Source organism: Aeromicrobium alkaliterrae (genome assembly GCF_039529015.1).
GTDB classification, from domain to species: Bacteria; Actinomycetota; Actinomycetes; order Propionibacteriales; family Nocardioidaceae; genus Aeromicrobium; species Aeromicrobium alkaliterrae.
Genome location: NZ_BAAAME010000005.1, coordinates 475019 through 492389, shown reverse-complemented (window position 1 = coordinate 492389; position 17371 = coordinate 475019). Strand labels below are relative to the sequence as shown.

The 17371-nt window shown below is 69.8% G+C and carries 19 protein-coding genes; 13 read left to right on the top strand and 6 right to left on the bottom strand.

Annotated features, from left to right (window positions below):
* Nucleotides 1–22: 22 nt before the first annotated feature.
* From ABD127_RS16525 to ABD127_RS16510, 4 genes are all read right to left on the bottom strand, one after another.
* Nucleotides 23–931 (bottom strand): alpha/beta hydrolase, encoded by a 909-nt coding sequence (locus tag ABD127_RS16525; RefSeq protein WP_344203511.1) that lies wholly within the window; start codon nucleotides 929–931, stop codon nucleotides 23–25.
* Nucleotides 928–1566, bottom strand: a complete 639-nt coding sequence (locus tag ABD127_RS16520) for a TetR/AcrR family transcriptional regulator (protein WP_344203510.1) — start codon at nucleotides 1564–1566, stop codon at nucleotides 928–930. Before ABD127_RS16520 ends, ABD127_RS16525 begins: the two co-directional genes overlap by 4 nt.
* Entirely contained in the window at nucleotides 1556–2932 is a 1377-nt protein-coding gene (locus ABD127_RS16515; RefSeq protein ID WP_344203508.1) for a flavin-containing monooxygenase, read from the bottom strand. The genes ABD127_RS16520 and ABD127_RS16515 overlap by 11 nt, the downstream gene beginning before the upstream one ends.
* A 406-nt stretch (nucleotides 2933–3338) precedes the next feature.
* Nucleotides 3339–4277, bottom strand: a complete 939-nt coding sequence (locus ABD127_RS16510) for an NADP-dependent oxidoreductase (protein ID WP_344203506.1) — start codon at nucleotides 4275–4277, stop codon at nucleotides 3339–3341.
* Between the two features lie 111 nt (nucleotides 4278–4388).
* Here ABD127_RS16510 and ABD127_RS16505 point away from each other — a divergent pair, with 111 nt between their 5' ends.
* The 12 genes from ABD127_RS16505 (at nucleotide 4389) to ABD127_RS16450 (ending at nucleotide 15370) form a co-directional block, all read left to right on the top strand.
* Complete coding sequence (locus ABD127_RS16505; protein WP_344203503.1) at nucleotides 4389–4904, top strand: MarR family winged helix-turn-helix transcriptional regulator; 516 nt, start codon at nucleotides 4389–4391, stop codon at nucleotides 4902–4904.
* A 174-nt stretch (nucleotides 4905–5078) separates the two neighbouring features.
* Nucleotides 5079–5777 (top strand): TetR/AcrR family transcriptional regulator, encoded by a 699-nt coding sequence (locus ABD127_RS16500; RefSeq protein ID WP_344203500.1) that lies wholly within the window; start codon nucleotides 5079–5081, stop codon nucleotides 5775–5777.
* Between the two features lie 68 nt (nucleotides 5778–5845).
* A complete protein-coding gene (locus ABD127_RS16495) occupies nucleotides 5846–7573 on the top strand; it encodes an AMP-binding protein (protein ID WP_344203498.1) in 1728 nt (575 codons plus the stop codon).
* On the top strand, nucleotides 7570–8349 hold the full coding sequence (locus tag ABD127_RS16490; RefSeq protein ID WP_344203496.1) for an SDR family NAD(P)-dependent oxidoreductase: 780 nt from the start codon (nucleotides 7570–7572) through the stop codon (nucleotides 8347–8349). The genes ABD127_RS16495 and ABD127_RS16490 overlap by 4 nt, the downstream gene beginning before the upstream one ends.
* Nucleotides 8350–8504: 155 nt before the next feature.
* Nucleotides 8505–9593, top strand: coding sequence for an ABC transporter substrate-binding protein (locus ABD127_RS16485; protein ID WP_344203494.1), 1089 nt, complete (start codon nucleotides 8505–8507; stop codon nucleotides 9591–9593).
* Nucleotides 9590–10363 (top strand): ABC transporter ATP-binding protein, encoded by a 774-nt coding sequence (locus ABD127_RS16480; RefSeq protein ID WP_344203492.1) that lies wholly within the window; start codon nucleotides 9590–9592, stop codon nucleotides 10361–10363. The genes ABD127_RS16485 and ABD127_RS16480 overlap by 4 nt, the downstream gene beginning before the upstream one ends.
* Nucleotides 10360–11193 carry an ABC transporter permease gene (locus tag ABD127_RS16475; RefSeq protein ID WP_344203490.1) on the top strand — a complete coding sequence of 278 codons (834 nt, stop codon included), beginning with the start codon at nucleotides 10360–10362 and terminating at the stop codon, nucleotides 11191–11193. Before ABD127_RS16480 ends, ABD127_RS16475 begins: the two co-directional genes overlap by 4 nt.
* A gap of 57 nt (nucleotides 11194–11250) precedes the next feature.
* The gene (locus tag ABD127_RS16470; protein ID WP_344203488.1) at nucleotides 11251–12249 is read left to right on the top strand and encodes a VOC family protein; all 999 of its coding nucleotides are present in this window, start codon (nucleotides 11251–11253) and stop codon (nucleotides 12247–12249) included.
* Nucleotides 12246–12992 (top strand): SDR family NAD(P)-dependent oxidoreductase, encoded by a 747-nt coding sequence (locus tag ABD127_RS16465; protein ID WP_344203486.1) that lies wholly within the window; start codon nucleotides 12246–12248, stop codon nucleotides 12990–12992. Before ABD127_RS16470 ends, ABD127_RS16465 begins: the two co-directional genes overlap by 4 nt.
* Nucleotides 12993–13071: 79 nt before the next feature.
* On the top strand, nucleotides 13072–13926 hold the full coding sequence (locus ABD127_RS16460; RefSeq protein WP_344203484.1) for a fumarylacetoacetate hydrolase family protein: 855 nt from the start codon (nucleotides 13072–13074) through the stop codon (nucleotides 13924–13926).
* Nucleotides 13927–13942: 16 nt separating this feature from the next.
* A complete protein-coding gene (locus tag ABD127_RS16455; RefSeq protein WP_344203702.1) occupies nucleotides 13943–14863 on the top strand; it encodes a VOC family protein in 921 nt (306 codons plus the stop codon).
* 48 nt (nucleotides 14864–14911) lie between these two features.
* The gene (locus ABD127_RS16450; protein WP_344203481.1) at nucleotides 14912–15370 is read left to right on the top strand and encodes a MaoC/PaaZ C-terminal domain-containing protein; all 459 of its coding nucleotides are present in this window, start codon (nucleotides 14912–14914) and stop codon (nucleotides 15368–15370) included.
* 47 nt (nucleotides 15371–15417) lie between these two features.
* On the opposite strand, the gene ABD127_RS16445 is transcribed toward ABD127_RS16450, so the two are convergent.
* Nucleotides 15418–15870 carry a MarR family winged helix-turn-helix transcriptional regulator gene (locus ABD127_RS16445; RefSeq protein ID WP_344203478.1) on the bottom strand — a complete coding sequence of 151 codons (453 nt, stop codon included), beginning with the start codon at nucleotides 15868–15870 and terminating at the stop codon, nucleotides 15418–15420.
* Nucleotides 15871–15933: 63 nt separating this feature from the next.
* Here ABD127_RS16445 and ABD127_RS16440 point away from each other — a divergent pair, with 63 nt between their 5' ends.
* Complete coding sequence (locus ABD127_RS16440; RefSeq protein ID WP_344203476.1) at nucleotides 15934–16755, top strand: NAD-dependent epimerase/dehydratase family protein; 822 nt, start codon at nucleotides 15934–15936, stop codon at nucleotides 16753–16755.
* A gap of 234 nt (nucleotides 16756–16989) precedes the next feature.
* On the opposite strand, the gene ABD127_RS16435 is transcribed toward ABD127_RS16440, so the two are convergent.
* On the bottom strand, nucleotides 16990–17371 hold a 382-nt coding region (locus tag ABD127_RS16435; RefSeq protein ID WP_344203473.1), incomplete at its 5' end, for a 3-keto-5-aminohexanoate cleavage protein.

The window sequence follows — 17371 nt, the reverse complement described above, 5'->3', positions numbered from 1 at the left end:
CTGGCGCAGGGTTGCAGCTTCCTCAGACGGCGAGGGTGCGGCGCAGGAAACGTACTTGGTCCCTGACGACGCGTTCGTGCCAGGCGGCCCCCGGGTACACGTCGAAGTGGTCGCAGGGGTAGTGGTGGACCGTCGCCCCGGACACGATCGCGGCCCTGGCCGCAGGAGCCGGCGGTGCCGAGCGATCTCGGTCACCGATCTGGACGAGGACCGGGCACTGGATGTGGCGGGCGCTCGTGATGGGCCGGTAGGCCGCGACCGTGAGGAACAGGCGGGCCGCGAATTCGTTGCGCCAGGTCGGACCCGCCGTGGCGAGCATCCCTTCGACAGCGCCCGCAGAGTTGAGAGCGGCGGGCTCGCCGACCTCCGCGACGATCGGCGCCATCACCGGCACTCGACCGCGCCACCCGGCGACGGCGTCACGGACCGCAAGCGCGATCAACCGGGTGAAGTACGAGCCCGGCTGGGTGCGCAGCATGCTAGCGACCACCGCGGCACCGTCCACCGCGGGAGTCAGCGCCACGACCCCCGCGATGCGCGAATCCTGGGCCGAGACCCTGAGCACGTGTCCGCCCGAGAAGGACACGCCCCACACGACGATGCGGTCGGGATCGACGCCCTCGAGCGTTCGGGCATGACGGACGACGGCGAGGTAGTCGTCGACCTGGAGCCGCGGCGACACCAGCTGACGCGGCTCGCCGCTGGATGCGGCGAAGTGGCGGTAGTCGAACGTCACCACGTCCAGCCCTCCAGCCGCCAGGACCTGGGCGAATCCCTCCAGCCCGCTGTCCTGCGTCGCACCGATCCCGTGGGCCATGACGACGCATGGCACGCCGCTGGCGTTCCGGAGGTCGTCGATCTCGGCGCGGTGGTGGCGCGCATCGATGGTGTCGCCCTGCACGGCGACGACCACCGTGGTCGCCGTGCTCACGAGTGCTCCTGACCGAACAGTGCGCTGGTCCAGACGTGCACGAGGAGATCCCCGACCAGCCTGGCCTCGGCGTGGTCGCCGTCGGAGCGGACATGAGCCTCGAGAACGCTCGTGTTCATGGCGAGAAGTCCGGTCACCGTCCGGCGGAGTCCGATCTCTGACGGGATCACGATCGGCCATGCCTGCTCGTCGGCCACGCGCACCACGACGTCCTCGAACATCGCGATCCACCGGGTCCAGACCTTGGCCACGCCAGGGTCGGCCGCGACCGCGTCCAACATGGCGCAGAACAGCAACCGGTGCTGACGCCAGATGGCGACGGTGTGGCGCAGAGCGTCCGCGAAGTTGTCACGCGGGACCCCGCGACCGAGCAGCAGGTCGGACGCCAGATCGCTGAGCTCGTCATAGACGCCGCTCAGGAGGTCGGCCACGGCAGCGTGCTTGCTCGGGAAGTAGAAGTAGAACGCGGAGCGCCCGAGCCCCGCGCCGCGTGTCACCGCCGAGATGCTGACCTCGGCCAGAGTGTGGTGCCGCAGCTCGTTCTCGAGCGCAGTCAGCAGGTTGGCTCGCCGGCTCTCGCTGCGCAGCTGAGGACGTGGTGACCGGCGGGCCAGTGACGTGACGTCAGCTGACACGAGTCGCCTCGGTGCCGGCCTGGCCGGCAAGAGCCACAGGTCCCAGCTTGTCGACCCGTCGGCGCCCCGCGGGCAGCTCCTTCTTCAGCATGTTGCGCTCGTAGTCGAAGTAGTCGACCTGCTGGGTGTGGCGGGGCTTGTCGGTGACGTGCCCGACGTACTTCTTCTCGTCGGCGGCGATGGCCTCGACCATCTGCTCGGGCGACGGAGGGCGGTAGTTGCCCGAGAGGTAGGCCGCGAGCAGCCGAGCCTGGCACTCCACGAAGGGGAAGAGCGTGGGCACTGCCTGCGCGAAGCCCATGAACACCAGGTCGTCGAGGCCCGGCTTGAGCATCCGCTTGTAGAGGGGGAGGCGGTTGTCGGGCGCGGACAGGAAGTCCTCGTCGAAGAACGGGAAGGTGATGTTGTAGCCGGTCGCATAGATGACGACGTCGACCTCCTCGACGGTGCCATCGGTGAAGTGCACGTCGCGGCCGTCGAACCTCTCGATGTTGGGCTTGGCCGTGGCGTCGCCCGACCCGAGTCGCATCAACAGCTCGGCGGACTGTGTCGGGTGCGCCTCGAGGAAGTGATGGTTGGGGGTGGGCAGGCCGTACTTCTCGGGGCTGCCGAACAACAGTCGTGGGAGTGGGCGCAGTGCCCGGCGCTGCCAGGAGAGTGGGATGTGGGGGAAGGTCTTCGCGATCTTGTCAGCCGGCATCCCAAAGACGTACTTGGGCACGATCCATGCTCCGGACCGGGTGGACAGGAAGACCGTGTTCTGCCACGACTTCTGCGACAGCTCCGACACCAGGTCGGCGGCTGAGTTGCCGATGCCCACGACCACGATCCGCTTGCCCTTGAGGTCGAGGGGCTCGGTGGGGTCGATGTAGGAGTGGGCGTGGATGCTCTCTCCGGTGAACGTGCCCGGAAATTCTGCGGTCCGAGGATCCCAGTGGTGGCCGTTGGCGACGACCAGGGTGTCGTAGTACCGGGTGAGTCCGTCCTGGGTCTCCAGGCGCCATCCTCCGCCGTCGAGCCGAGTCGCCTTCTCGACGCCGTTCTCGAACTGGATGCGGTCCTTCAGCCCGAAGGCCGCGGCGTAGTCCTCGAGGTACTGCTTGATCTCGGTGTGGTGGGGATAGTCGGGTAGGTCGTCGCTCATGGGGAAGTCCTTGAACGACAGCCGCTCCTTCGAGGTGTCGATGTGCAACGACCGGTAGGCGCTGGAGTGCCCGTTTGGGTTCCGGAACGCCCAGTTCCCGCCGATGCGGTCCGATGCCTCGAAGCAGTCGTACTCGATGCCAGCGTCGGCAAGGTTCTTGCCTGCGGTCAGTCCGCTGATTCCGGCGCCGATGACGGCTGCGGTCGGGGTGGGGTTGGTCATCCGTGCCTCGCTCCGATTGTCCATGTGACGTGAGTCACTGAGGTGGTGATTTGAGGCTAGATTCGAAATCTGACAACCGTCAACGAATCTGACACATTCGCGAGAAGTGTCGGATGGTGAACTCGGCGCGTGACGGCCGTCGTCGCAGATCTGAGCGGATCTGCGCCTCCCGATGCATGGGCACATCCTGCTGTGAAATAGCGGGATTCGGACGCATCGCTGTGATGACGAACTGTTGGGATTTCAGTGATTTCGGGCATCGCTGCAGGCCGCAGATGTCGACATCGAAGCCTCATCCACCGCCAGCGCGTGACGAACACCCCCGGGGGCAAGGGAAATCGCAGCATTCCGGGGGTCTCCTGTGTCGACGGTGTGTGGTCACTCCCCGAGGCCCGTCCGACCCCGGTCAGGCGCTCGGCGGCACGGCGACGACCTTGCCGTGGACCTGGCCGGCGTCGGCCTGCGCGTGGATCGTGGGCAGCTCGCTGAGCGGGACGTGCTGGGCGATCTCCACGCGGAGGTCGCCACTGTCGACCAGCGACACGAGGTGGGAGAGCGTGGCGTTGTCGGGATGGACGTAGATCGTCTCGGCCCGGACGTCGCGCGGCTCGTCACCCGGGGTGGTGACCATCGGGGTCGTCGACACGACGACTCCGCCGTCGCGGACGCGCGCCACGAGTGCGGTGAAGTCCTCGGAGGTGATGGGGGCGAGGTTGAGCAGGACGTCGACGGGTTCGATGACGGCGTCAAGGAGGGTGGTGGTCGTGTGGTCGACGATCTCGTCGGCGCCGGCCGCCTCCACGCTGGCTCGGCTGCGGGGGCTCGCGGTCGCGATGACGTGGGCTCCGGCGTGCGTGGCGAGCTGCACGGCGTAGCCGCCGACGGCCCCACCGGCGCCGTTGACGAGGATCCGCTGCCCGGCTGTCAGGCGCCCGGCCTCGAAGAGCGCCTGGGAGGCGGTGAGTCCGACCGACGGCAGTCCGGCGGCGTCGGTCAGAGGGATGCGCGTCGGTGCCGCGACCAGTGCCTCGGCGGGTGCGACGACGAGCTCCGCGGCCGCGCCGTCAGCCGTCATGGGCAGGAACCCGATGACGGTGTCGCCCACGGCCAGTGCGTCGACGCCGTCGCCGACGGACTCGATCGTCCCGGAGACGTCGTAGCCCGGGATGTGGGGCAGGGCGATCGGGATGGGCAGGAAGCCGCCGCGCAGGCCGCCGTCGGCGGGGTTGAACGCCGAGCCGGCGACGCGGACGAGCACCTCGCCCGAGCCGGGGATGGGGGTGGGGACGTCCTCGTAGCGCAGGACGTCGGCGTCGCCGGTCTCGTGGAATCGGATGGCCTTCATGATGTCTCCTTCGTGTTGTTGCTTCGGATTCGAAGCAACTGAGTGCGACGGTACACATGATTCGAATTCAAAGCAAGTGGTTCGAGTTCAAAGCACTGATATCGTCAGCCCATGGCGAACCCGCGACCGATCGACGACCAGCAGCTGGGCGCCTACCTCGCGCTCATCGAGGCCAGCAGCCTGCTCCGGCACGCCGTGGAGCAGCAGCTGAAGGAGGTCGGCGACCTCAGCTACGTGCAGTTCCAGCTGCTCGCGACGCTGGGCGACGCCGCGGACGGCAGTGCGCGGATGACCGACCTGGCCGACGGTGTCGTCTACAGCCGCAGCGGTCTGACCTACCAGGCGCAGACGCTCGAGAAGCGTGGTCTCGTCACCCGTGCGCCGTCACCCGACGACGAGCGCGGCATCACCGTCGCGATCACCGACGCCGGTCGGACGGTCCTGGCCAAGGTCTTCCCGGGCCACGTCGCGATCCTCGAGGACCTCTTCCTCGCACCGCTGTCGCGCTCGGACGTCGAGACCCTCGCCGACATCCTGTCTCGCACGCGTGACCACATGCGTCGGACCCCGCCGCGGTCCGTGTCGACGCGCCGCCGCGGCTCGGCCGCAGGTGCGAGCCAGGCGTGAGGCCGAAGCTGACGGTGCGGGTGCACCGTGCAGCAGTCCCTCCGGCCCGCTCCGCGTGGCGATCGGATGGAGCGATCGCACGAGGGGTCCGTGGTTAGATGCGGTGATCCGATGGCCTGGCGGGTGTGCGCAGACCGCGCCAGGATCTCCACCCTCCACCTCTTGGGAACCTGAATGGCACAGAGCAACCCGCCGGCACGGCGACCGCGCCGCGACCTGATGGAGAGCGAGATCGTCGCAGGCGCGGCCAAGGTCTTCGACGAGAAGGGCATCGGGACGTCGACGCTGCAGGACGTCGCCGACCACCTCGGCATCGGACGGCCGTCGCTGTATCACTACTTCCCGAGCAAGCAGGCGCTGCTGCAGCGACTGATCAACGACCTGATCACGAGCACCGAAGCCGCCCTGGAGAAGGCCGTGATCCCGGACGGGCAGGACGCCAGCGCGGCCGAGCGGCTCCGGCACGTCCTGGCGGCGTTGCTGGCGCCCATCGCCGAGTTCCCCAGTCGCTTCCGGATCCTGATGTCGCCGGAGGCGACACCGGACGAGGAGACCGTCGCTCGGGTCGCCGCCACGCGCAGGGTGTTTCGCGACGCCGTGCAGTCGATCATCGCCGACGGCGTGCGCGACGGCGAGTTCCGGGCGGTCGATCCACGGATCGCGACGTACATGGCGCTGGGCTCGATCAACTGGGTGGCGTGGTGGTACCACGCCGACATGGGCATCGGCCCGGACGAGCTGGCGGACGGGCTGGTGGAGCTGGTGCTGATGGGCGTCGCGCTGCCGGAGCGCGACCCGGCCTCGGTCTCCGAGCTGCACCGCCGCATCACCAGCGATGTCGCCCGGCTGGGCTCGATGCTGGACGGCGCGTGATCTGGGACACCTAGATCGACATTGGCGGTGTATATTCGACACAAACGTCGAACAGATGAGGAGCGACCATGCCTACGGTCGACACCAGGGCCTCGGAGGCCGCACCGCGCCTGCCTGACTTCCCGACCTTCCCCGTCGAGGCCGTGGAGCGCTACCGCGCCGCCGGCCTGTGGGGCACTCGCACGATCGCGCAGGAGTTCCGCGCGGTCGCCAGCCGATTCGCCGACCGCGAGGCCGTGGTCGACCGAGAGCGGCGCCTGACGTACGCCGAGCTCGATGCCAACAGCGACGCGATCGCGACCGGTCTCCTCGCTGCGGGCCTCGAGGTGGGTGACCGGGTGACCCTGCAGGCCGGCAACTCCGTGGGGACGATCGAGCTCTTCTACGGCTTGCTCAAGGCCGGGCTGGTCCCCGTGTGCACGTTGCAGGCGCACGGTCACCACGAGATCGACTCGATCGCGACCACGGTCGGCGCGAGGGCCCACGCGATCGACCTGAGCGAACGAGCCGACGAGCGCAGCGTCTTCGCGGAAGAGGTGCGCGAGCGGGTCGCGTCGGTCGTCCATCTCATCCAGACCTCTGGCGGCCCGTCGCTGCTGGCGGGGGACGACGTGCTGACGCTCGACGAGCTGCGCCTCTCCCCGCCGCACGCGGTGGAGGCGTTCCTTCCCGAGGCGGACGGTGTCGGGCCCGACGACCTGGCCGTGGTGCAGCTGTCCGGCGGGACGTCCGGAACTCCCAAGCTGATCCCGCGGCTGCACGCGGAGTACTGGTACAACGGCATCGCGACGGCCGAGCGGTGGAGCGTCGGGCCCGAGGACCGCATCGCCCACCTCATCCCGATCGTCCACAACGCCGGCGTCCATGCCGCCCTGTGGCCGGCCCACTCCTCGGGGGCCTGTCTGGTGCTCGACTCCTTGGCGCGCGGACTCGACGTCTTCCGCACCGTCGCGGACGAAGGGGTCACCGGCATGTTGATGGCGTCGTCGTTGCTCGACGGGGCCGACCACCCCGACCTCGAGCGCGCGGTGTCGGGCCTGCGCTGGATCAGCCTCTCGGGCTCGGCGCCGACGTCGCGTCTCTTCGACCGGTTGTCGGGCTGGGGGGTCACGGTGGGGCAGAACTTCGGCATGACCGAGGGCATCGTCCTGGCCACACCGCTGGACTCGTCCGACCAGATGCGGCGGCACACGGTCGGAACGCCGATCTCGGCCTACGACGAGATCCGCGTGGTCGACCCCGCCGAGGCGGACCGGGAGTGCGCGACCGGAGAGCCGGGCGAGCTCCTCGTCCGGGGGCCTTACACGATCCGCGGCTACATCGGCGCCCCCGAGCACGACGCACTGGTGTTCACCCCGGACGGCTTCTACCGCACAGGTGACGTCGTGGCCGCGGTGGAGGTGGACGGCGTCCTGGCCTACCGCGTCGAGGGCCGGATCAAGGAGCTCATCAACCGCGGCGGCGAGAAGGTCAACGCCGCAGAGGTGGAGAGCCTGCTGCTCGAGCACCCCCGCGTGGTCTCCGCGGCGGTCGTGGCGATGCCCGACCTCCGCCTCGGTGAGCGAGGGTGTGCCTACGTCATCACCGACGACGGTGCCCCGCTGACGCTCGACGAGGTGCGCACCCACTTCGCCGCGCGGGAGGTCGCCAAGTTCAAGTGGCCCGAGCGGGTCGAGACGCGGACGGAGCTGCCCCGGACCGCGGTGGGGAAGATCGCCAAGCGCCTCCTGGCTGAGGAGATCGCGGCGGTCGTCGCGAACGAGGGGGCACTCGTCGAGTCGGAGGGCGCGCGGTGACCTCCGCGCCGATGGCGGACCTCGCATCCAAGGTCGTGCTCGTGACCGGCGGGCTCGGGGGAATCGGGCGGTCCACCGCCCGCCTGCTCGCCGAGGCGGGCGTGCACGTGGTGGTCACCGACCTGATCGACGACGGCGGGGCGGGGTTAGCCGCCGAGCTGTCGGCCCTGGGTCCCCGTGCCGTCTTCCGGCAGGCGGACCTCACGGACGAGGGCCAGGTCGAGGAGCTCGTGAAGCACGTGATCGACGACTTCGGCCACCTCGACGGTGCCTTCAACAACGCCGGCATCACCCAGTCGGAGAAACCCGTCTTCGAGCTCACGTCCGCCGAGTTCGATCTCGTGATGCGAGTGAACGTGCTCGGCACGTTCCACTGCGTCAAGCAGGAGATGCTCGCCATGGGCTCCGGCGGCTCCATCGTCATCACCTCCTCGGCGCTGGGGGCGACCGCCTTCCCGGACCGCGCGGGCTACGTGACGTCCAAGCACGCACTCTCCGGCCTGACGAGGGCAGCCGCGGTCGACGGTGCCCCGCTCGGCATCCGCGTCAACGCTGTCCTGCCCGGTTCCACACGAACGCCGATGGCGGAGGCCTTCTTCGGCTCGATGGACGCCGCTGCCGACCGTCGAGCGGGCACGGTGCACCTGCTGCCCCGGCTGGCCGAGCCTGACGAGATCGGGCGTGCAGCCCGCTGGCTCCTGTCGGACGAGGCCTCATTCGTGACGGGGGCACTTCTGCCGGTCGAGGGTGGCGCCACGGCCGGCAGGCGGTTCTGACCCTTCTCGTGGACCACGGCCCCGGTCGGTGCGACGGCACCGGTCGGGGCCTTGGCATTCTCGATAGAAACACAAACGTAGAATATTCGACATAAGAGTTGACATGTGACGCGCACCACGTCTACGGTCGGACCAACGCTCACCAGGAGGCACTCATGCACCAGCTTTCCCCCCGCCGGTCCCGGGCCCGACGATCCGTGCGTCGCGTCATCGCGGCCGTGGCTCTCGCCCTGATCCCCGCCACGCTCCTCGTGGCCTGCGGGTCCGACGACGACGCCGCCTCGGGCGACCTGGACCGCGTGACGATCCAGCTCCAGCTGCCGGAGAACGGCCTGTTCTCGGGCTTCTGGTACGGCAAGGCCGAGGGCATCTACGAGAAGCACGGCATCGACCTCGTGATCGAGCCGGGCGTCTCGAGCCAGGCAGCGTCCGACGCCGTCGCTCGCGGCACGGTGGACTTCACCACGAGCAGCTTCCCGAGCGTGGCGCTCAACCGTGTGGCGGGCAACCCGCTCGTCGGGCTCGCCGAGGTCATCCGCGGCGGAAACCAGGGCCTGCTGGTCGGCAGCGACTCGGGCATCGAGTCCTGGAGCGACCTGGAGGGCAAGAGCGTGATCATCACGACCGGGTCCTCGCAGAAGCCGCTCTACGACGCCGCCGTCACGGCCGCGGGCGTCGACCCCGACAAGATCGAGGTCGTCAACGTGAACCAGAACGTCATCAACCAGACGTTCGCCAGCGGCGGTGCTGACGCCGTGCTCACGCTCTTCCCGTTCTCCGAGCCGCTGGTGGCTCCGCAGCGCGACGTCGAGGCGATCTCGTTCTCCGAGGCCGGCGTCGAGATGCCGGGCTTCTTCCTCATCTCCTCGGAGGAGTACGTCAGCGAGAACGCCGACCTGACGGAACGGTTCGTGCAGGCCACGCTCGAGAGCTGGGCCGGGGCCTACGAGAACCAGGACGACGCGATCGCGGCGATGCTCGCGGAGAACCCCGCCCTCAAGGAGGAGGACGCGGGTGCAGTCTTCGAGGCCTTCGCCGCCAACGGGTGCGGGGTCGACGACAACGGCACCTGGTTCGGCGACTTCACCGCGGAGGAGCTCGAGGGAGGCGTCGAGACCCTGGTCTCCTCGGGCGTGCTCGAGGAGGGGGCGGTCGACCTGGCCACCACCTTCCCCCGCGCCACGCTGGACGCGCTCCCCGCCGAGGGGCAGTACGACTGCGCCGACCTCGAGGGTGACTCGTGAGCGCGCCGGTCGTCCACTTCGCCGGCGTCACGCACGACTACGTGACGCCCGGCGGGGTCACCCGGGCGCTCGACGGGGTCGAGCTGAGGATCGAGAGCGGTGAGCGGGTGGCGCTCCTGGGCCCCTCGGGCTGCGGCAAGAGCACCCTGCTCGGCATCGCCGAGGGACTCATCGCCCCCACCGCCGGAGGCGCCTACCTGGACGACGTCAAGATCTGCAAGCCGCACAGCGATGCCGGCGTCGTCTTCCAGAAGGACCTGCTCCTCAACTGGAAGACCGTGCTCGACAACGTGCTCCTGCCGGTCCGCCTGCGCAAGGAGCGGGTCGCTGACTACCGCGAGCGCGCGCTGGCCCTGCTGAAGGACGTGGGTCTCGCCGACTTCGCGGACAGCCGGCCGACCGAGCTCTCCGGTGGCATGCGCCAGCGGGTGGCCTTCTGCCGGGCGCTCGTGCGCGACCCCGACGTGCTGCTGCTGGACGAACCGTTCGGAGCGCTCGACGCCCTCACGCGCGAACAGATCAACACGGATCTCTCGAGCATGATGGACACGACGCAGGCGACCGCGGTGCTGGTGACCCACAGCATCGAGGAGGCGGCGTTCTTCGCCGACCGGATCGTCGTGATGTCCCCGCGCCCCGGCCGCATCGCGGAGGAGATCGTCGTCGACGTGCCTCGTCCTCGTCCCGCCTGGCCCACCGTCGACCACCGCTTCGACGAGGTGCTCGACCGCGCCCGTCGTGCCATCACCTCGAGGAAGGCAGCAGCATGACCGACCTTGCCACGACCACCAGCACGGCAGGACCTGCCGCGATCCGCCCGGTGGTCCCCTTGAGCAGGATGCGCCGCTCCCGCGGCCGCAAGCCGCTCCTGGGTGCCCTCGGTGTCGCGCTCGCCCTGATCGCGTGGCACCTCGTCACGACCGTCGGTGGGGTGCAGGCCACGGTGCTTCCGGAGCCGCTCGACGTGCTGAGGTCCTTGGGCGACAACCGGCAGCTGCTCCTCGACAACGTGGGGTACACCCTCCGGACGATCCTGATCGGCTTCGCGCTCTCCGTCGTCATCGGCGTCTCCCTCGCCGTGGCGATGCGAGCCTCGTCGACCGTCGACGGCCTCCTGACGCCGGTCATCGTCGGCATCCAGACGGTGCCCAAGATCGCCCTGCTGCCCGTGATCCTGGCGTGGTTCGGCATCGGCCAGACCTCGGGCCTGGTCATCGTCGTGCTCATCACGGTCTTCCCGATCCTGGTCAACACCCGTCTCGGCTTCAGCGGAGTCGACGAGGAGTTCCGTTCGCTGGGGAGCGTCATGGGAGGGTCGCGCGCTCGGACCTTCTGGACGATCGAGGTCCCGCTCGCCCTGCCGGCGATCTTCAGCGGGCTCGAGGTCGGCATGACGCTGGCGGTGACCGGCGCTGCCGGGGCCGAGATGTTCGCCGGGTCGGAGGGCATCGCGTTCGTGATGCAGGTGGCCTCGTCGGCGCTCCGGATGGACATGGCGTTCGCCGCTCTCACCGTGCTGACCGTGCTCGGTGTCGTCCTCTACTACGCGACGACCCTGGTCGCCTGGGCACTCATGCCCTGGACCCGCGGTCGCAGCTGAACCACGGCGCCCTGCTCGGTCACTCCCACTGCACCCCGCCTCGTCAGGAGACTTCCCATGCCCACGCTCGTCCAGGTCGCCATCTGCACCGACAACATGCCGCGCACCATCCGCACGTTCGTCGAGGTGCTCGGCTTCGACAGTGCGGGGGGCCGGCCCCGATGGGGCGAGCGCGCCTCTCGGCTCCAGGAGCTCGGGACGGGAGACAACTCCTACACCATGATCTGGTGGCTGATCGGGCGGCAGGGCTTCGGCGGCCAGGTCGAGCTGTTCCACCACTCGAGCCCGGCGCAGCGGCCCCGTCCGGAGGGCTGGACGCCGGCAGACCTGGGGTGGACACGGTTCGGCGTGGTCGTGCCCGACTTCGATGCCGTGGTCGCTCGACTCGCCGCCGCTGACCATGCGACGCTGTCCGACCCGATCGAGGTGAACGGGTTCCGGCGGGTGTGCTTCCGCGAGCCGGGGTCCGACGTGGTCGTGGAGATCATGGAGGAGGACCCGGCGCTCCCCGCTGCCGAGTCGGGTACGGCCGACCCGCGTCCGGCCCTGGCGTACGTCGCCGCCTCGGTCCGCGATCTCGACGAGTTCCGGCGTCAGTTCACCGAGGTGCTGGGGCTCGAGGAGCTGCCGGCGGACACGATCCACGGCCCGGGCGCCGAGCAGCTCTGGGGGCTCGCGGAGGCGCGGCGCGAGGTCGCGGTCTTCGACGGCGGTGGCGTCCTGCTCGAGGCGGTCCGCTACGACGACCCGACTCCCCGCCCGCCGGCGGACGACGCGCTGCTGAGCGACCAGGGACTCATGAACATCGCCATGGGCTACCGCGACCACGTCGTGATGCACGACGACGTCGAGGGGACGCTGTCGCGTGGGGCCACCGCGTCGGTGGAGGTCCCCACGACCTCTGGGTCGACCTACCTGCGGCTCGCCGACCGGCTCTCGGTGGAGATGCTGGTCGTCCCCCCGGGACTCGACGAGCACTTCGGCTACGTGCCGCAGGAGCTCGCGCCGCCGGGCAACGACTTCGCGCCTCGCCGCGACCGCGGCCCTCGCCGATGAGCCCGGGCTTCACCGGACGGGTCGTCGCCGTCACGGGTGCCGGGGGCGGCATCGGCTCGGCCACGGCGCGAGCCTTCTCGGCTGCGGGCGCCACGGTGGTCGGCCTCGACCTCACGGAGGGGGAACTGCCGGACGGCGTCTCTTTCCTGAGGTGCGACGTCACCGACGACGCGACGGTGGCCGCTGCGTTCTCCCGCCTCGCGTCGGAGCACGGCCGGCTGGACGTCCTGGTCAACAACTCCGGGGTGCCGAGCCGGGGCACGGTCGAGACCGCCACGGACGCGGAGTGGCTGCGCGTCTTCGAGATCAACGTGTTCGGACTGGCTCGGGTCAGCAGACACGCGCTTCCCCTGATCCGCGCGACCGGGTCCGGCTCGATCGTCAACGTCGCCTCCGTCAACGCCGTTGCCGGCACGCCGCTTCGTGCGGTCTACAGCGCCTCCAAGGGTGCCGTCGCGGCGCTCACCAGAGCGATGGCTGCCGACCTCCTGGAGGAGGGCATCCGGGTGAACGCGGTGCACCCCGGCCCGGTGCTGACGGCGGGCACGGGTCGGAACGATGACGACCGAGAGGCCGCCATCCGGCTCATGGAGGCGAGCCAGCCGCTGGGCCACATGATCGACGTCGACGAGATCGCCGACGCGATCGTCTACCTGGCGCGACCGTCCAACCGCTCGCTGACGGGCGCCGAGCTGCTGTACGACGGCTCGCACGTCGAGGTCGTCAACGTCGGCACGCGCTAGTTGCGGCAACATCATCGTTGAGTATTCGACACAAAAGTTGTAAACTCGACACAGGTGTTCAATCACGACGGAGGACGGCATGAGACTCGCACGAGTGGCGGACCGATTCGGGCTGGTGGCAGGTGACCGTTACACGTCCCTCGCGGCGCTCGGGATCCACGATCACGACGCACGGACCAACACCCTCTTCGATGACTGGGAGGGGTTTCGCACGTCCGTCGACGGCCTCGACGAGAGTGAGGTCCTGGCCCGGTCCGAGCCCCTGCGGCCCGAGTCGCTCCAGCAGCCGGTGGGCTACCCGCGCCAGATCTTCGCCCTGGCGCTCAACTACGCCGACCATGCGGCGGAGGCGGGCGCAGAGGTTCCCGAGTACCCCTTGGTCTTCCCGAAGTACCCCTCGAGCGTGATCGGCCCGGCCGACGGCGTCGTCCTCGGCAGCAACCGGGTCGACTGGGAGGTCGAGCTGGTGGTCGTCGTGGGTCGCGGCGGGTTCGCCATCCCCGAGGCGGAGGGGTGGGGAGCCGTCGCTGGCCTCACGATCGGGCAGGACCTCTCGGACCGCCGCATCCAGGCGCGCAAGCCGCTGCCGCACTTCGCCCTCGCGAAGTCGGGCCCCACCTACGCCCCGGTCGGACCGTACCTGGTGACACCGGACGAGCTCGAGAACCCGGACGACCTCGCGATCCGGTGCGAGATCAACGGCGAGGTCGTGCAGTCGAGCCGCACGAGCCAGCTGATCTTCGACGTGCCCCGACTGGTGGCCGAGATCTCGAGCGCCGTGCGCCTCGAGCCGGGCGACCTCATCTTCACGGGTACCCCGGCCGGCGTCGGCGCCTCGCAGCAGCCCCGGCGCTACCTCGAACCCGACGCCGAGATCGTCAGCGTCATCGAGGGCATCGGCTCCATGACGCACCACTGCACGCCGCGAGCCTGAGGAGGCCCCTGTGTCCATGCACCGCATCTCGTCCATCACCCTGGGTGTCCCCGATCTCGACGCCACCGCCGAGTTCTACACCGACTTCGGCCTGACGCCCCTCGGGGACCACCGGTTCGCCACCCTCGACGGCGGCGAGCAGCTGAAGCTGGCGTACTCGCCGGTGCGGCGCCTGCTCGAGTACGGCGTCGGTGTCGACGACCCGGACGACATCCGCAGCGCCTCGTCGAGGCTCTCCCGGATGGACGTGCAGCACACGGCGTCCGACGAAGGACTCGCGGTCTTCGACGAAGGCAGTGGCGTCACGATCAGCATGACCCCCACCGCCCGCTACGCCCCGTCGCCGGCCGAGACGCCCGAGTACAACGCGCCCGGAGAGGTCGTGCGGCACAACGAACGAGCTCCCGGATCCACGCGCGAGGGGCTCGTGCGTCCGCGCAAGCTCGGGCACGTCGTGCTCGGCACGACCGACATCGAGCGCACGGAGCAGATCGTGCTCGAGGGTCTCGGGTTCAAGATCTCGGACACGATCCGCAACGTCGGCCACTTCGTGCGGTGCTCGACCGACCATCACAACCTCATGGTCCAGCGGGCTCCCTTCCGCTTCATGCACCACACGTCGTGGCAGGTCGACGACATCGACGAGGTCGGTCGGGGTGCCGCCCGCATGCTGGAGGCCGACCCCGAGCGCCACGTGTGGGGACTCGGCCGGCACAACGTGGGCGGCAACTTCTTCTGGTACCTCAAGGATCCGGCCGGCAACTTCGCGGAGTACTACAGCGACCTGGACGTCATCGACGACGACGAGGCGTGGCGGCCGGAGGTCTTCGGCGGCCGGCACAGCCTCGCTGCCTGGGGTCCGCACATGCCGCCGTCCTTCCTCAAGCCCGAGGACCTCGGCGCGCTCATGAGCGGCATGCACTCCGAACGCGTCTGACGTATCGACCGTGTGGGATCGTCGGGTCATGATGCTGCGAGCGGCCCGATGACCGATGGTGCCCGCTTCGCCGAGGACATCACCGTCGGTGAGCCACTGGTGCTGGGTCGACGCCGTCTGTCCGAGCGCGAGATCATCGACTTCGCGACCTTGTGGGACCCGCAACCGTTCCACGTCGACCCTGCGCAGCGGTCGCACCCGCGTTTCGAGGGCGTGATCGCGAGCGGCGTGCAGACGATGGCCGTGCTGCAGCGGATGTGCGTCGTCGGCGTGTTCTCGTCGTGGCGTGTCGTCGCCGGCCGAGCACTGGGCGACGTGGTGTTTCATCAGCCCGTGCTCCCCGAGCTCGAGCTGCACGGAGAGGCTCGTGTGGAGTCCGTCGAGCTCGACCGACCTCGGATGGGGCTGGTGCGCCTGCACAGCGCGTTGCGTGACGGAGACGGGCGGCCGGTGCTGACGATGGTCACCGACACCTATGTCGAGCGCCGGCACTTCACGTCCCCGTGACACGGCAGTCCGCCCTGGTGTGAGGACTCGGTCGGCGTCGGAGGCGCTCAGGAGCCGCGCGGTCCGCCCACGTTGATGCGGTCGAGCAGGTCTCGCAGGAGCGTGGCGTCGGCGTCGCCGAGGACCGAGAGGAGCTCGCGCTCGGCGTCGTCGCTGGCGCGCGTGGCCTCTGCGAGCGTGGCGCGGCCGGTGTCGGTGATCTCGACGACGTTGCGGCGTCGGTCGGCGGCATCCGGTCGGCGGACCACGAGCGACTTCGCCTCGAGCACGTCCAGGAGGGCCACCATCGAGGTGCGGTCGACGCCGAGACGTTCGGCCGCCTGCTGCTGGGACCCCGGCTCGCGGTCGGCGAGCAGGAGCAGGACGCCCAGCTCGCGGACGTTGATGCCGCTGTCCGCCAGGTGCGTCTCGTGCAGCTCGTCGAGGGAGACCAGCGCGCGCTTGAGCAGGTAGGTCAGCCGGCGGCGCAGGTGCGGACCGAGGTCGTGCTCGGAGGTCATGGGATCGATTCTAGGGTGTACGCTAATCATCAGTACTACTGATGATCATCGAAAGGAACGATCATGACCACGATTCTTCTGACGGGATCCACCGGCCTGGTGGGTTCGCGGCTCCTGCCCCGACTCGTCGCCGCCGGCCACGACTGCCGCGCCCTGGTGCGCCGTGACACCGAGCTGCCTGACGGCGTGACGGCCGTCCGCGGCGACCTGGACGAGCCGGCATCGCTCCGTGCTGCTGTCGAGGGCGTGGACGCCGTCGTGCACCTCGCGGCCCTGTTCCGCACGACCGACGAGGCCGCGATCTGGCAAGCCAACCTCGACGGCACCCGCCACCTCCTCGAGGCGGTCTCGACCCACGCGCCGGGCGCGCGGGTCGTCATGGCGAGCACGGGCAACGTCTACGACGCCACCGCCATCCGCCCGTCGCGTGAGGACGACGCCTGCTCGCCGGGCGCTGCCTACCCGGCGAGCAAGGTCGCCGCCGAGACGTTGCTGCGCGAGAGCGGCCTGACGTGGTCGATCCTGCGCCTGCCGTTCGTCTACGGCGAGGGCGACGGGCACCTGGCGTCGATCTCCGCCCTCGCGCCGCGCTTCGGCCTGCACCCGGCACACACGTACTCCGTCGCGCACCACCGTGACGTCGCAGGCCTGGTCCACCTGGCGCTGAGCGGCGTCACCGACGGACGGATCGTGAACCTCACCGACGACGCCCCGGTGACGGTGTGGGAGATGGCGCGACTCGGAGGTGGAGATCCCGTCGACGGGTCCGCCGCCCCTCTCGAGAACCCGTGGTCGGGCCGGATGGACGGATCTCTGGCCCGCGAGCTCGGGTTCCGACCCGAGGTGCCGACGATCCACGCGGCCGCTGCGGCCGGCATCCTCTAGTCGACATCCCCGTCGCTCCTCTGTCGACCGCCGGTGGCGGCGCCGCACCGTGGACGCGTGGCTACGCCCCGACCGGGATTCCGCGCGGCGGCTCGTTCCACATCGGGGCGCTCGCGCAGGACGCGCGCGAGCTGGACGGGCTGCTCGGCGGTGACGATCGCGCCGTGCTGCCCCTGGCCTCGGTGGGTTCGGTCCCTGTACTCGTCGCACTGGTGGAGCGGGTGAGGTCGCCTCTCAGAGAAGCTCGGCCGCAGCGCGGACGAGGGCAAGGTTGCCGTCCGCAGGACCGCCGTCCGGCAGGTCCGCCACGTCCTCCAGACCCGTCCGGATGCCGTGCCCACGCGTCACGGCCTGTCGGAGGACGGGCCAGGACGCAGGGCCCATGCCGTGATGCACCTGCTCGAGACGGATCTCGGCGCGCAGGAGCACGGCCTCCATCGCCAGGGCGTGCTCGCACCCGGCCGCCGGGTCCGCCTCCATGGGCTCCACGACGATCCGGCGGTACCGCTCGACCTCGCCGCGTCGCACCAGCAGCTCGGCGTCATCGACGGTGAACAGGCAGGCCTCGGCGCCCACACCTCGGCTCGCCAGGAGCTCGGTGAGCTCGACGATCCCT

What these genes read in the sequence shown, in the direction of transcription:
- ABD127_RS16460 (WP_344203484.1), top strand. Translation starts at nt 13,072, where the DNA reads ATGAGACTCGCACGAGTGGCGGACCGATTCGGGCTGGTGGCAGGTGAC.
- ABD127_RS16475 (WP_344203490.1), top strand. Translation starts at nt 10,360, where the DNA reads ATGACCGACCTTGCCACGACCACCAGCACGGCAGGACCTGCCGCGATC.
- ABD127_RS16470 (WP_344203488.1), top strand. Translation starts at nt 11,251, where the DNA reads ATGCCCACGCTCGTCCAGGTCGCCATCTGCACCGACAACATGCCGCGC.
- ABD127_RS16485 (WP_344203494.1), top strand. Translation starts at nt 8,505, where the DNA reads ATGCACCAGCTTTCCCCCCGCCGGTCCCGGGCCCGACGATCCGTGCGT.
- ABD127_RS16440 (WP_344203476.1), top strand. Translation starts at nt 15,934, where the DNA reads ATGACCACGATTCTTCTGACGGGATCCACCGGCCTGGTGGGTTCGCGG.
- ABD127_RS16455 (WP_344203702.1), top strand. Translation starts at nt 13,943, where the DNA reads ATGCACCGCATCTCGTCCATCACCCTGGGTGTCCCCGATCTCGACGCC.
- ABD127_RS16500 (WP_344203500.1), top strand. Translation starts at nt 5,079, where the DNA reads ATGGCACAGAGCAACCCGCCGGCACGGCGACCGCGCCGCGACCTGATG.
- ABD127_RS16465 (WP_344203486.1), top strand. Translation starts at nt 12,246, where the DNA reads ATGAGCCCGGGCTTCACCGGACGGGTCGTCGCCGTCACGGGTGCCGGG.
- ABD127_RS16510 (WP_344203506.1), bottom strand. Translation starts at nt 4,277, where the DNA reads ATGAAGGCCATCCGATTCCACGAGACCGGCGACGCCGACGTCCTGCGC.
- ABD127_RS16445 (WP_344203478.1), bottom strand. Translation starts at nt 15,870, where the DNA reads ATGACCTCCGAGCACGACCTCGGTCCGCACCTGCGCCGCCGGCTGACC.
- ABD127_RS16495 (WP_344203498.1), top strand. Translation starts at nt 5,846, where the DNA reads ATGCCTACGGTCGACACCAGGGCCTCGGAGGCCGCACCGCGCCTGCCT.
- ABD127_RS16450 (WP_344203481.1), top strand. Translation starts at nt 14,912, where the DNA reads ATGACCGATGGTGCCCGCTTCGCCGAGGACATCACCGTCGGTGAGCCA.
- ABD127_RS16515 (WP_344203508.1), bottom strand. Translation starts at nt 2,932, where the DNA reads ATGACCAACCCCACCCCGACCGCAGCCGTCATCGGCGCCGGAATCAGC.
- ABD127_RS16505 (WP_344203503.1), top strand. Translation starts at nt 4,389, where the DNA reads ATGGCGAACCCGCGACCGATCGACGACCAGCAGCTGGGCGCCTACCTC.